Genomic DNA, 12,383 nt, shown 5'->3' with positions numbered 1-12,383 from the left:
GAGCCGTGCTCGGGAGTCTGCTGGGAGCGGTCGTCGGCAGGGCCCGGCTCGGGGCGCCGCTCCGCCCCCTCCCCCGGCTCAGCGCCGGCGTCCGGCTTCTTCCAGGGACTCTCGCTGTCGCTCACTGGACCCTTCCCTCGTCCTTGCGGCGGTCGGCGGCCGAGTGCAGCCGCTCCACCTCGACCGCGACCTCGGGCACCGACATGCCGGTCAACGCCTCGACGCGGGACGTGACATGGCTGCGCACCGAGCCGCACACCGAGCCGATGTCGGTGGGGTAGCCCAGTTCGAGGGTGAGCCGCAGCCGCGCGCTGTCCTTGCGGACCGAGACCGAGGCGTGCGGGGAGTGGTCCTTCGGCACCAGCGCGGCGCCCGGCGCGTCGTGGAGGACCTCACCGGCCGCCTGGGCGGCGATCTTCGCGACCACCCGGTCCGCGATCCGCAGTGCCCCGCGGTCGGCCGCGGGCAGCGGTGCGGGGACGGCTGTCCCCATCAGCGCCGCCGGTCGCGGTCGCGGCCACGGTCACGCGAGCGGAAGAACTCCCCCGGTTCCAGGTCGCCGTCGAGGAATTTGCCCGCCACGAAACCGACCGCGCCGAGCGCCGCCACCAGCAGAAAAGCACCGAACCCGCCGAAATACCCGGCGAATCCGAGCGCCATTCCGACGGCCAGGCCGATCACCGCCATGCTCATCGTCCGCACTCCGTCCCATTGGTCGTGTTGACCATCTCCGTCTGCACTGTCTTGGACCCTTACTGGACCCGTTGCTCACGCTCGTCGTCGTCATCTTCGTCAGGAAGTTTCACGTCGCCCACGGCGACGTTGACCTCGACGACCTCGAGACCGGTCATCCGCTCCACGGCGTTGACCACGTTCTCCCTCACGGCGCGGGCCACTTCGACGATCGACACGCCGTATTCGACGACGATGTCCAGGTCGAGCGCGGTCTGCACCTCGCCGACCTCCGCCTTCACGCCGCGCGACACCGACTTGGTGCCGCCGGGCACGCGGTCGCGGACCGCGCCGAAGGTGCGCGACAGGCCGGTGCCCATCGCGTGCACGCCGACCACGTCACGGGCGGCGAGTCCGGCGATCTTCTCCACCACGCCGTCGGCGATCGTCGTGCGGCCGCGCGTGGCCGGGTCGCCGAGCGCTTTGCGCCCGCCCGCGCTGGCCTTGTCCAGGGTCCTGCCCTCGGCCGCTGACGAGCCCTCGGGCTCCGGCCGGTCGTACTGTGCGGTGTCCGTCATCGCGAGTCGTCCCTTCGTATGGGCTGCTCCGTGCCCCACACTATGTGCGCATGCCCCCGCGCGCTGCGGGGAACCGGCGAGAGGGCTGTTCCGACCCCCCAAGAGAGTGGTCGGCCTGCGGAAGGCGATATCTGGTGACCATGGACCGACTGGCCCGGACCGTACGGGAGCAGGTCGCGCTGGGCCGCCTGCTCCCGCTCGGCACCCCCGACGACAACGCCTGGATGACCGAGCGCGCGGCCGTACGCGCGCTGCGGTGGACGACCGCCGGGCTGTCCGGGGTACGGCTGGGCGGGGTGTCCCTGGCGCTGGCCGAAAGCGGGGGCGAGGCACCGCGGTCCGGTCCGGTGGGCGCGCTGCCGCATCTGCCGGTGCGGATCGAGGCGTCGTTCGAGGCGACCGCCGACGAGCCGCTGCCGCAGGCCGCCGACCGGCTGCGCGACGTGCTGTGGACGACCGCGCGCGACGGCCTCGGCATCGCCGTGACGGAGGTGGACCTCCAGGTCACCGGGCTGCTGGACGGTGACGACGCGCCCGTGAACGAGCTGGCGGAAGCCGAGGACGCGGAGCCGGACGGCGACGAGGCTCCCGTACCGCTCGACCCCAGTGGCCTGGCGGAAGCGGTCGCGACGGCCGCGCTGACCGTGCCCGGTGTCGTACGGCTGAGCAGGCGGCCGGTCGGCCTCGGCTCCGGTGTGCGGATCCAGGACACGGCGGCGGATGCGGCCGACGAGGCGCCGGGCCGCCGCGTCCAGGTGCAGATCGCGGTGTCGCCCGGCCACCGGCCGCTGGAGGTGGCGCGGTCGGTGGCCGCCGCCGTCACGGTCGCGGCGGCCGAGGGCGCGCCGGGCCCGGTGCGTACCGCCGTCGTGGTGACGGACGCGGGCTGATCCGTCCCGGGCCCCGCGAAACGTCCGGCGCGGACGTGCGCCCGACAGGTCCTACTCCCCGACGCCCGCCAGGTCGCGCAGGCGGCGGCCCTGGGCGGCGCGTTCGGCCGCGTACTGCTCCTTCTCGGTGTGGGCGGCGGCGCCGCGCAGCAGGCCCTTGGTCTCGACGACCGCGTCGCGCGGCGGGGCGAGCAGGGCGCCGACCAGGTCGGTGACAGCGGCGTCGAGTTCGGCGGCGGGCACGACGAGGTTGGCCAGGCCGGTGCGCTCGGCCTCGTCGGCGTGCACGAAGCGGCCGGTGGCGCAGATCTCCAGGGCGCGGCCGTATCCGACCAGTTCGACCAGCGGCTTGGTGCCGGTGAGGTCGGGGACCAGGCCGAGACCGGTCTCGCGCATGGCGAACTGCGCGTCGTCCGCGCAGACGCGCAGATCGCAGGCGAGGGCGAGTTGGAAGCCCGCGCCGATGGCGTGGCCCTGGACCGCGGCGACCGTGATCACGTCGGTCCGCCGCCACCAGGTGAAGGCGTCCTGGTACGTGGCGATGGCCGCGTCGAGTCCGGCCTCCGAGCCACGCGCGAGGTCGAGGAACGACGGCTCACCGTCGAAGCCCTCGGGCGTGAACGCCTGGCGGTCGAGGCCGGCGGAGAAGGACACGCCCTCACCGCGCAGCACGACGACGCGTACCTGTCCCGGCAGCAACCGGCCCGCCTCGGTCAGTGCACGCCACAGGGCGGGCGACTGAGCGTTGCGCTTGGCCGGATTGCACAGGGTGATGTGCGCGACGGAGTCGTCGACGGCTAGCCGGACTCCGTCACGTTCGAGCAGGATCTTGGCGTCGGGCACTGGGCACCTCCGAGCGGACCGGACTGGATTACCGAAGAGTAACCAACCGGACCCGCCGGACCGCCCCCGGCCCTTGATACTCGCGGAGCCCTCAGGCCGTGGCGGCCTTCTTGCCCCGTGTGGCACCGCCGCGACCGCGCAGGGTCACGCCGGACTCGCTGAGCATCCGGTGCACGAATCCATAGGAGCGGCCGGTCTCTTCGGCCAGCGCCCGGATGCTCGCACCGGAGTCGTACTTCTTCTTCAGGTCTGCCGCGAGCTTCTCGCGCGCGGCGCCGGTCACCCGGCTGCCCTTCTTCAGAGTCTCGGCCACCCGTGCCTCCTCCAGGGAAGTGCGCTATGGACTCTCATGATCACCCCTAAGGGCGTTCCTGGCCACCCATTCGACAAGGTCCATCACGGGACATTCACCGGAGGAATGCCTGGATACGCCGTTGCGAAGGGGCCGGGAGCGGCTTTTACGGGGCGGCAATTCCGTACGGAGAACGGCGTGCGAGCAATAGCGGCAGGTCAGCCGTGGTCGGTAAGGAGTTCTCCGACGTCACACCACTGATCACGGCGGCGGTCGCCCGTACCGCGCCCCGTGGGCGCGCGGTACGAGCCGGACTCACGCAGATGAAGGATGATCAGTGGGCCGAATGATCGAATCGACATGATCACTTCGTGCGGGTGCGGGGCCCCTGAGCCGTCCCGCGCCCCTCTCGGGGCACCGCCCGGCCGGGCGGCGCCGGGGCTCAGGCCAGCGAGACCAGGTCCTTGTAGTCCTGGCCCCACAGGTCCTCCACGCCGTCCGGCAGCAGGATGATCCGCTCCGGCTGGAGCGCGTCCACGGCGCCCTCGTCGTGGGTGACCAGGACGACCGCGCCGGTGAAGGTGTGCAGCGCGCCCAGGATCTCCTCGCGGCTGGCGGGGTCGAGGTTGTTGGTGGGCTCGTCGAGCAGCAGCACATTGGCGCTGGAGACGACGAGCGAGGCGAGCGCGAGCCGGGTCTTCTCGCCGCCGGAGAGCACCCCGGCGGGCTTGTCGACGTCGTCGCCGGAGAAGAGGAACGAGCCGAGGATCTTGCGGATCTCCACCAGGTCGGTGTCGGGCGCGGCCGACCGCATGTTCTCCAGCACGGTGCGGTCCGGGTCGAGCGTCTCGTGCTCCTGCGCGTAGTAGCCGAGCTTGAGGCCGTGTCCGGGCGTCACCTGGCCGGTGTCGGCCTGCTCGACACCGGCGAGCAGCCGCAGCAGCGTGGTCTTGCCCGCGCCGTTCAGACCGAGGATGACGACCCGCGAGCCGCGGTCGATCGCGAGGTCGACGTCGGTGAAGATCTCCAGCGACCCGTACGACTTGGACAGGCCCTCGGCCATCAGCGGGGTCTTGCCGCACGGGGCGGGGTCGGGGAAGCGCAGCTTGGCGACCTTGTCGGAGGCGCGTACCGCCTCCAGGCCGGACAGCAGCTTCTCCGCGCGGCGCGCCATGTTCTGCGCGGCGACCGTCTTGGTGGCCTTGGCACGCATCTTGTCGGCCTGTGAATTCAGGGCGGCGGCTTTCTTCTCCGCATTGGCCCGCTCGCGCTTACGGCGCTTCTCGTCGGCCTCGCGCTGTTGCTGGTAGAGCTTCCAGCCCATGTTGTACACATCGATTTGCGACCGGTTGGCGTCCAGGTAGAAGACCTTGTTCACCACGGTCTCGATGAGGGTGACATCGTGCGAGATCACGATGAATCCACCGCGGTACGTCCTCAGGTAGTCGCGCAGCCAGGTGATGGAGTCGGCGTCGAGGTGGTTGGTGGGCTCGTCGAGGAGCAGGGTGTCGGCGTCCGAGAAGAGGATCCTGGCCAGTTCGACGCGGCGGCGCTGGCCGCCGGAGAGGGTGTGGAGCTGCTGCCCGAGGATGCGGTCGGGCAGTCCGAGCGCGGCGGCGATGGTGGCGGCCTCGGCCTCGGCGGCGTATCCGCCCTTGGTGAGGAATTCCGTCTCCAGACGCGAGTACTTCTTCATCGCGTTCTCGCGGGTGGCGCCCTTTCCGTTGGCCATCCGTTCCTCGTTCTCCCGCATCTTGCGCAGGACGGTGTCGAGGTCGCGGGCGGACAGGATGCGGTCGCGGGCGAGGGTGTCGAGGTCCCCGGTGCGCGGGTCCTGCGGCAGATAGCCGACCTCGCCGCCGCGGGTAACGGTGCCGGCGGCGGGCTGGCCCTCCCCCGCGAGCACCTTGGTCAGGGTGGTCTTGCCCGCTCCGTTGCGGCCGACCAGGCCGATGCGGTCGCCCTTGGCGATGCGGAAGGAGGCGGACTCGATGAGGATGCGGGCGCCGGCGCGCAGCTCAAGGCCGGTGGCAGTGATCACGGGAAAAGCTCCAGGACAGGACGGACGACGGAAACGGGCGCGAGGTCGTACGCCGTGGCTAATCGAGGAATAGAACTGCCATGGGGCTCAGTCTACTGGCGGCCGGCAAACGGTTTACCGCGCCGGGGGCGGGGGGAGAGCGGGGGCAGCGCGGCGCCGAGCGCGCCGGGCCCGGTCAGGGGCGCGCCGGTACCCGGCCACCGGTGCGCCGAAGTGGGGCACATCACACATAATCGGCACATGCAGTTCGATGACGACACTCCGCTCGACACCTCGCAGGTCCAGGACCGGCGGGGCGGTTCGGGCGGCGGCCCCAGCGGGAAGTTGGTGGGCGGCGGAATCGCCGGGCTGCTCGCGGTCGTGATCGGCCTGGTGCTGGGCATCAGCCCCGACCAACTCGGCCTCAGCGGCGGCTCCGACACCGTCTCCGACACGCGCGCGGCCAACGCCGGTCTGGCGCGGAGCTGTTCGACCGGGCAGGACGCCAACGCGCAGGAACAGTGCCGGATCGTGGCCGTGGTCAACAGCGTGCAGGCGTACTGGACCGCCGAGTTCAGCCGCCGCGGCGCCGTGTACCGGACCGCGCCGACGGTGTTCTTCGACGCTCCGGTGAGCACCGGCTGCGGTCTGGCCGACCCGCGGACCGGGCCGTTCTACTGCCCGGCGGACCGCAAGGTCTATATCGACCTGGGTTTCTTCCAGACCTTGCAGACCCAATTCGGCGCCAAGGGCGGGCCGTTCGCCGAGAGTTATGTCGTCGCGCACGAGTACGGCCACCATGTGCAGAATCTGACGGGTGTTCTGAGCGCGGCCCAGGACGGCCGCAGCGGGGCCGACAGCGCGTCCGTACGTGTGGAGTTGCAGGCCGACTGCTATGCCGGGCTGTGGGCGAAGAACGCCACCCGGACGCTCAGTCCGGCCACCGGCACCTCACTGATCACGGCGGTGACGGCCGACGACATCGCGCGCGGTCTCGACGCGGCGGCGGCCGTCGGCGACGACACGATCCAGTCGCGGGCGCGGGGGCGGGTGACGCCGGACGCCTGGACGCACGGGTCCGCGGCGCAGCGTCAGCAGTGGTTCACCACCGGGCTGGAGACCGGGGACCTGGCGGCCTGCGACACGTTCGGCTGAGGACCGGCGGGCGGTACGGGCCCCGGGCGCTGTACGGCGCGCGGAGGCCCGTACCGCCCGCGGCGGGTCAGGTCTCGCCGGTGTGGACCTGGAAGGCGGCCCTGCGCATCGCCTTGGCCAGAGCGGGGTCCGGGTGCGCGGCGGCGAGCGCCACGAGCACCTGGACGGTCCTGGGGTGGCCGACGTTGCGGACCTCTTCGAGCAGACCGGGCACCGAGCCCTGGACGGCGGTCTCCAGATGGCTGACGAGCAGGTGGTCCTCGCCGTGGTCGGCGACGGCCGCGGCCGTGTCGATCCACAGCCAGGTGGCCTCCTCGCGGGTCAGCAGGCCGGTCGCGGTGTCCGGGTCGCCGCCGTCCAGCTCGGCCAGCCACAGCACCGCGTAGGGGCGCAGCGTCGGCTCCTCGACCACGCCGCGGACGGCCGACTCGGCGGGGTCGCCGACCACGCGCAGCGCCTCGAAGGCGAGGCCGCGCAGCAGCGCGTCGTCGCCGCGCGCGGTGTCCAGCAACTCGCCGACGGCCAGCGCGACCGGGCGGGCGGCCAGCCAGGCGCGGTACTCGGCGCGGGCCGGACCCGGCGAGAGGCGGGCACTGGCCCGCAGCATGGTCTCCGCGGACTGCTCCATGTGCCCTGCGGGGCCCTGCGCGGCCACGCAGATCTGCTCCAGCTTGACCCACACCGCCCAGGACCCGATCGCGGTGAGCGTGACCTCGTCGGGACGCTTGGGGTCGCGGGGGCGCAGCGCGCCGACCCGGGCGACGGCGTCCAGCGTCCAGTCGAGCAGCGCGGGCAGCGGGTCGGGGGCGTCGCCCGCGCCGTCGGCGGGCGGTTCGTGCCGCTCGGCGCGCAGTTCCGCGACGCGCTGCCGCAGCAGGTCGAGCAGGGTGTCGATCGGCACCGGCTCGTTGGACAGGTGCAGGAAGGACAGCAACTGCGGTGCGGCCTCGATGACTTCGGCGACCAGCGCCGGGTCGGGACCGGCCTGCGGGCCCGGCAGGAAGGGGTGGGCCAGCGACCAGGCGTCGAAGAGCGCGACCCAGCCGCGCAGCACGGCGGTGTCGTCGGTGTCCCAGGCCCGCAGCCGCCAGCCGGGCCGTGCGGTGCCGCCGTGCAGTTCGATCAGCCCCGACAGCCGCGCCCGGTCCCATGCGGTACGGATCTGCGGCCGGGTCAGGTCGAGCGCCGCTGCGGCCTGCGCGGCGGCGTCGTCGGGCAGTATGCCGGTCGGTCCCGCGGTGCCGGGGCCGGTGCCGGCCCAGCGGGCGAGCCGTGCGGCGTCGGCCAGTTCGGCGCGGGCCAGCCGGGCGAGCTGCGGCAGCGGCGGCGTGCCCTCGGGCGGTCGCGGGGGTCTGGACCGGCGCGTCGTCGCGGTCCGGCGGGCCGCGGTGAGCGGCCGTCGGGGGACAAGGCGGAGCGGAGTGTCTCGCGGGCTACGGGACGTCACTGGAGAAGTCTCTCCGGTGAGCGCCCATAATCCCAAACGGAACGCGGCCCGATGATCTGCGAGGGCACCGCGGGGACGCGCTTCCGGGCCGCCTCGAACTCGCGTCGTCGCAGTTCAGCGGGGGTTTCCGGGGCGGCTCCCACCGCCGTGGGGCGGTCTTGACACCGGTCACATCAGTGGTGTGAGGAATCGTCGCAACGTCTCCTCGTAGTCCGCCGGGTTGACGTTCCACATCGCCGCGTGCGGCGCGTCGGGCACGGTGTGGAGGGTCACCAAGTCGGCTCGGAGGGCCGCGAGTTCACGGGAGGCGGCCCACGGGGCGAGGGTGTCGCCCGGTCCGTGCACGAGCAGGGTGGGGACGGTGAGCCGGGTCGGGTCCGCCGCCGCGGCGACCGGCTCGGGGAGCAGGCCGGTACGGCCCTCGGCGGCGCGGACGGCGAGCGGCATCAGCGCTTCGGGGACGCCGTTGGACTCGGCGGCGGCGCGGACGGTGGCCTCCCAGTCGAGCACCGGCGAGTCCAGCACCAGGCCGCTGACCCGGTCGCGTACCGGGGACCCGGCCAGCGCGTGCAGGGCCATGGCGGCGCCGGTGGACCAGCCGAAGAGCACCAGCCGCCGGGCGCCGTACTCCACCGCGTACCGCATCGCCGCGTCCAGGTCGCGCCATTCGGTGGCGCCGAGGTGGCCGATGCCGTCGGGGGACGCGGGGGCGCCGGGGTCGTTGCGGTAGGCGAGCAGGAGCTGCTGGAAGCCGTGGGCGTGCAGGGCGGTCGCCACGTTCAGCGGGTGCTCGCGGGTGGCGCCGAGACCGTGCACCGCGATCACCCAGGTGTCGCGGGCGCCGGGCACGAACCAGGCGGGCAGCGGGCCGAGTTCGCCGCGCAGCAGGACCTCGGTGTGGTCCAGGCCGAGGGCACTGCCGGGGTCGCCCGCGCACACCTGCGGGGTCAGCCGGACCCGGCCGCCGGGGGTGAGGGCGCCGCGCTGGACGCTCAGCAGCCGCCGGGTCACCGAGTACGGGGTCAGGTCGAGCACGTCGCCGACGGCGGCGTGCAGATCGTCGCCGGTCAGGCCCCAGACGCCGGGGCGGGCCGAGGACAGGGTGCGGGTGAGCACCACCTGGTCCGCGGTCACGCGGTGCAGCGTCACGTCGCCCTCGGGCACCGGGCCCCGCCGCGACGGCCTCAGGGCGAAGCGGGACCCGTACCGGCCGGCCGCCAGCGCGGCCGTACCGGCACCCAGCACGGTGGTGGTGGCTGCCATGGCCACCGCGGTTCGGGTACGCATCTCTTCCAGTGTGGGCGCGTCGGCCGAAAGCGGCCAGGCGACGGCGGCGGCCGGGTGACGTACGGGGGGCGGACGGCGTGGGCGGGGCGGACGGGCGCGGCGGGCGTGTGTGGAGACGGTGGAGACGCGGCGGCCGGACACGCCCTATTCGGTGGCCTCCGGCGCGCCCTGCCCGTAGCCGCGCAGCTTTTCCGCGACCTTGGCCAGCTCACGGCCGGGGAGCGTACGGGGCTCGTGGCCGTTGGCCGATCCGGCCAGCAGCCAGACGCGGCACATCCACTCCAGCTGGGCGGTGTTGTCGTACGCCGTGTCGAGGGTGTCGGCGTACACGAGGGTGCCGTGGTTGCGCATCAGGCAGCCGGTGCGGTCGCGGAGCGCCTTGAGGACGGCGGCGGCCAGCCTCTGACTGCCGTAGGTGGCGTAGTCCGCGACCCTGACCTGGCCGCCGAGGGCCGCCGCCATGTAGTGGATGACGGGCAGCTTGTCGACGAGGGTGGAGACGGCGGTGGCGTGCGGGGCGTGGGTGTGCACGATCGCGCGGGCGTCGGTGGCGCGGTAGACGGCCAGGTGCATGGGCAGTTCGCTGGTCGGCCGCAGCTCCCCCATGAGCCGGCGGCCGGTGAGATCCACCACGACGGCGTCCGCCGGGCCGAGCCGGTCGTACGGGACGCCGGTCGGGGTGACCAGCACGAGATCGCCGACGCGGGCCGAGACATTGCCCGAGGTGCCGACCACCAGCCCGTCGGCGACCGTGCGCCGGGCGGTGTCCACCACGTCCGACCAAGCCTTCTCCAAGGAGTCCTGCACACGGGCATTATCACCGCCCGGCCCTCGACGGGCGCGGATCGCCTCCCCGAGGGGTCCGATCGGCCGGATCGGCTCGATACTGACTGAGGCCGCCCGACCGCTCCGGCACCACAAAGCCGCCGTCAGTTCATCTTCCGTTCATCCACTCTCCGTACGGTCGCCTCGCCACTGTCCGATCAAACGAATGCCTGGGTACATGGAACACATCACGCTCCTGATCGGAATCGTGATCGTCACCGCACTCGTGTTCGACTTCACGAACGGTTTCCACGACACCGCCAACGCGATGGCCACCACCATCTCGACCGGCGCACTCAAGCCAAAGACGGCGGTGGCCATGTCCGCCGTGCTGAACCTCGTCGGCGCCTTCCTCTCGGTGGAGGTCGCCAAGACCATCTCCGGCGGCATCATCGACGAGTCCTCCGGCATCAGACCCGAAGTGATCTTCGCCGGGCTCGTCGGCGCGATCGTCTGGAATCTGCTCACCTGGCTGGCCGGGCTCCCGTCCAGTTCCTCGCACGCCCTGTTCGGCGGCCTCATCGGCGCCACCCTCGTCTCGGTCGGCACCCACGGTGTGCACGGCGAGGCGGTCGTCATGAAGGTGCTCATCCCGGCCGTCGCCGCGCCGGTCGTGGCCGGTCTGGCCGCCACGCTCGCCACCCGGCTCACCTACCGGATCGGCCGCCACGCCGACCCCGAGGCCACCTCCAAGGGCTACCGGGCGGGCCAGATCGCCTCCGCCGGCCTGGTCTCGCTCGCGCACGGCACGAACGACGCGCAGAAGACGATGGGCGTCATCACACTGGCGCTGATCACCGGCGGCGTCGTCGCCCCGCACGCCGACCCGCCGCTGTGGGTCATCGTCTCGGCGGGCAGCGCCATCGCGCTCGGTACGTACATCGGCGGCTGGCGGATCATCCGCACGATGGGCAAGGGCATCACCGACATCCAGCCGCAGCAGGGCTTCGCCGCCCAGACCGGCGCCGCGGCCACCATCCTCGCCTCCTCGCACCTCGGCTTCGCGCTGTCCACCACGCAGGTCTGCTCCGGCTCCGTGATGGGCGCGGGCCTCGGCCGTAAGGGCGCGGTGGTCCGCTGGAGCACCGCGGGCCGCATGGTCGCCGCGTGGGGGCTCACGCTGCCCGCCGCCGGACTGGTCGCGGCCGGTGCCGCGCTGCTGGCCGACGAGGGCACCTGGGGCGTCACCGCCGTGGCGGTCCTCGGTCTGGCCGTGTGCGCGGTCATCCGTACGGCGTCGCGGCGCAAGCCGGTCACGCACGCCAACGTCAACGACCTGGACGGCGACCCGGCCTCCGGTCCTGAGATGGCGGTCGGTCCTGACATGACGGTCGGTCCTGACATGGCGGTCGAGCCGCAGGGCGCGGTCACCGCGGCCATCGCGGCCGTCATCCCGCCGCCCGCGGGGACCGTCGCGCCCGGCGCCCCCTCCGACACCGTTCCCGGCACTCCCGCCACGGCCTGACCCGCCCCTCCCCCGCGCCTCCCGCCCTCCTCAAGGACCCCCTCATGAGCATCGACTGGCACGCGCTCGGCACGGTCTTCGGCGTCACTCTCGTGGCGACCGTGGGCCTGGTCGGCCTGTTCACCCTCGGCATCGTCGGACTCACCAAGCACGGCTCCGCCCCGGCGTCCGGCTCCGCTGCCGAATCCGGGTCGGGCTCCCTTTCCCGAGGGGGCGCCCTGCTCGCCCGTACCGGCGGCTACGCCTGCTTCGCCGTGTGCGCCGCGGCGGTGTCGTACGGCATCTATCTGATCGTGGCCTGAACTCGCGGGTTTCGGCGGCGGATGTGGACCTCGCCACACTCCGTCTTCCCAGGTCAACGGTGAGTTGACCTGCCTGCGCGCACGTGGTGGACTGCGGAGGCCATACGGCGGCAGGAGAGGAAGTCCGGTGCGAATCCGGCGCGGTCCCGCCACTGTCACCGGGGAGTGCACTCCCAACCCGTACGTCACGGCCGGAAATCCGGCTGGAAGGCCGGGAGTGCGTAGATCCGGGAGCCAGGAGACTCTCACCGCCGGTCACGTCGAACCAGGGCGCGGACCCTGAGTGAGGACCTCTGCCATGCCCGGCTGCGCTCGACTCGTCTCGGACCACCGCACGCAGGTGCGCACAAGTACGCCACCCTGTCCGGCACTTCACCTGGACGGCGTGGACGCGGGCTGAACCGGTGCGTGCCGATCGCGTGTTCGCGTACGGCGCCGCACTCGGCTTTCTCGGCGATCTCGTCGCGGGCGACCCGCGCCGCGGCCATCCGGTCGCGGTGTTCGGCCGCGCGGCGGGCGCGTTGGAGCGCCGGATGTGGCGTGACGACCGGGGCAGCGGGGCGGTGTACGCCGCGCTGTGCGCCGGGGGCGCGGTGGGCGCCGCCGC

General features: G+C 72.8%; 13 protein-coding genes, 1 pseudogene and 1 riboswitch. Of the genes and pseudogenes, 5 read left to right on the top strand and 9 right to left on the bottom strand.

The genetic code is table 11. The features are described 5' to 3' along the window. Positions 1-121: 121 nt before the first annotated feature. Genes BGM09_RS13975 through BGM09_RS13965 form a run of 3 tightly spaced genes read right to left on the bottom strand, consistent with a single transcriptional unit; the run spans position 122 to position 1,250 of the window. Positions 122-493, bottom strand: a complete 372-nt coding sequence (locus BGM09_RS13975) for an Asp23/Gls24 family envelope stress response protein (RefSeq protein WP_188281875.1) — start codon at positions 491-493, stop codon at positions 122-124. Next, positions 493-693: a hypothetical protein gene (locus BGM09_RS13970; protein WP_188281874.1), complete on the bottom strand. Its 201-nt coding sequence runs from the start codon at positions 691-693 to the stop codon at positions 493-495. The genes BGM09_RS13975 and BGM09_RS13970 overlap by 1 nt, the downstream gene beginning before the upstream one ends. Before the next feature lie 59 nt (positions 694-752). Next, the gene (locus BGM09_RS13965; RefSeq protein ID WP_188281873.1) at positions 753-1,250 is read right to left on the bottom strand and encodes an Asp23/Gls24 family envelope stress response protein; all 498 of its coding nucleotides are present in this window, start codon (positions 1,248-1,250) and stop codon (positions 753-755) included. A 140-nt stretch (positions 1,251-1,390) separates the two neighbouring features. Between BGM09_RS13965 and BGM09_RS13960 the strand changes: the two genes are divergently transcribed. Further along, a complete protein-coding gene (locus BGM09_RS13960) occupies positions 1,391-2,140 on the top strand; it encodes a nucleopolyhedrovirus P10 family protein (protein ID WP_188281898.1) in 750 nt (249 codons plus the stop codon). Between the two features lie 51 nt (positions 2,141-2,191). Here BGM09_RS13960 and BGM09_RS13955 read toward each other — a convergent pair whose 3' ends face one another. The 3 genes from BGM09_RS13955 to BGM09_RS13945 form a co-directional block, all read right to left on the bottom strand. Continuing rightward, positions 2,192-2,983 (bottom strand): enoyl-CoA hydratase/isomerase family protein, encoded by a 792-nt coding sequence (locus BGM09_RS13955; RefSeq protein ID WP_188281872.1) that lies wholly within the window; start codon positions 2,981-2,983, stop codon positions 2,192-2,194. Between the two features lie 91 nt (positions 2,984-3,074). Beyond that, complete coding sequence (locus tag BGM09_RS13950) at positions 3,075-3,296, bottom strand: helix-turn-helix domain-containing protein (protein WP_188281871.1); 222 nt, start codon at positions 3,294-3,296, stop codon at positions 3,075-3,077. A gap of 421 nt (positions 3,297-3,717) precedes the next feature. Further along, complete coding sequence (locus tag BGM09_RS13945) at positions 3,718-5,316, bottom strand: ABC-F family ATP-binding cassette domain-containing protein (RefSeq protein WP_188281870.1); 1,599 nt, start codon at positions 5,314-5,316, stop codon at positions 3,718-3,720. 240 nt (positions 5,317-5,556) lie between these two features. On the opposite strand from BGM09_RS13945, the gene BGM09_RS13940 reads away from it, so the two are divergent. After that, a complete protein-coding gene (locus BGM09_RS13940; RefSeq protein WP_188281869.1) occupies positions 5,557-6,450 on the top strand; it encodes a neutral zinc metallopeptidase in 894 nt (297 codons plus the stop codon). 67 nt (positions 6,451-6,517) lie between these two features. On the opposite strand, the gene BGM09_RS13935 is transcribed toward BGM09_RS13940, so the two are convergent. From BGM09_RS13935 to BGM09_RS13925, 3 genes are all read right to left on the bottom strand, one after another. Further along, the gene (locus BGM09_RS13935; protein WP_188281868.1) at positions 6,518-7,897 is read right to left on the bottom strand and encodes a hypothetical protein; all 1,380 of its coding nucleotides are present in this window, start codon (positions 7,895-7,897) and stop codon (positions 6,518-6,520) included. Positions 7,898-8,065: 168 nt separating this feature from the next. Continuing rightward, positions 8,066-9,184 (bottom strand): alpha/beta hydrolase, encoded by a 1,119-nt coding sequence (locus BGM09_RS13930; protein WP_188281867.1) that lies wholly within the window; start codon positions 9,182-9,184, stop codon positions 8,066-8,068. Positions 9,185-9,328: 144 nt separating this feature from the next. Beyond that, positions 9,329-9,991: a class II aldolase/adducin family protein gene (locus tag BGM09_RS13925; RefSeq protein ID WP_317452694.1), complete on the bottom strand. Its 663-nt coding sequence runs from the start codon at positions 9,989-9,991 to the stop codon at positions 9,329-9,331. A gap of 196 nt (positions 9,992-10,187) precedes the next feature. On the opposite strand from BGM09_RS13925, the gene BGM09_RS13920 reads away from it, so the two are divergent. The 3 genes and pseudogenes from BGM09_RS13920 to BGM09_RS13910 form a co-directional block, all read left to right on the top strand. After that, positions 10,188-11,474, top strand: coding sequence for an inorganic phosphate transporter (locus BGM09_RS13920; protein WP_188281866.1), 1,287 nt, complete (start codon positions 10,188-10,190; stop codon positions 11,472-11,474). Between the two features lie 44 nt (positions 11,475-11,518). Then, entirely contained in the window at positions 11,519-11,776 is a 258-nt protein-coding gene (locus BGM09_RS13915) for a hypothetical protein (protein WP_188281865.1), read from the top strand. Between the two features lie 115 nt (positions 11,777-11,891). Next, a riboswitch (cobalamin riboswitch) is annotated at positions 11,892-12,021 on the top strand. Positions 12,022-12,180: 159 nt separating this feature from the next. Then, positions 12,181-12,383 (top strand): annotated as a pseudogene (locus BGM09_RS13910) (cobalamin biosynthesis protein); the annotation flags it as partial.

The organism is Streptomyces sp. CBMA29, assembly GCF_014596445.1.
Lineage (GTDB): Bacteria > Actinomycetota > Actinomycetes > Streptomycetales > Streptomycetaceae > Actinacidiphila.
The sequence above is the reverse complement of the archived record's forward strand: the minus strand, read 5'-3'. Positions and strand labels throughout refer to the sequence as shown.

Coding starts and splice junctions, on each gene's coding strand:
- BGM09_RS13965 (WP_188281873.1), bottom strand. CDS start 1,250: ATGACGGACACCGCACAGTACGACCGGCCGGAGCCCGAGGGCTCGTCA.
- BGM09_RS13960 (WP_188281898.1), top strand. CDS start 1,391: ATGGACCGACTGGCCCGGACCGTACGGGAGCAGGTCGCGCTGGGCCGC.
- BGM09_RS13920 (WP_188281866.1), top strand. CDS start 10,188: ATGGAACACATCACGCTCCTGATCGGAATCGTGATCGTCACCGCACTC.
- BGM09_RS13975 (WP_188281875.1), bottom strand. CDS start 493: ATGGGGACAGCCGTCCCCGCACCGCTGCCCGCGGCCGACCGCGGGGCA.
- BGM09_RS13970 (WP_188281874.1), bottom strand. CDS start 693: ATGAGCATGGCGGTGATCGGCCTGGCCGTCGGAATGGCGCTCGGATTC.
- BGM09_RS13940 (WP_188281869.1), top strand. CDS start 5,557: ATGCAGTTCGATGACGACACTCCGCTCGACACCTCGCAGGTCCAGGAC.
- BGM09_RS13915 (WP_188281865.1), top strand. CDS start 11,519: ATGAGCATCGACTGGCACGCGCTCGGCACGGTCTTCGGCGTCACTCTC.
- BGM09_RS13930 (WP_188281867.1), bottom strand. CDS start 9,184: ATGCGTACCCGAACCGCGGTGGCCATGGCAGCCACCACCACCGTGCTG.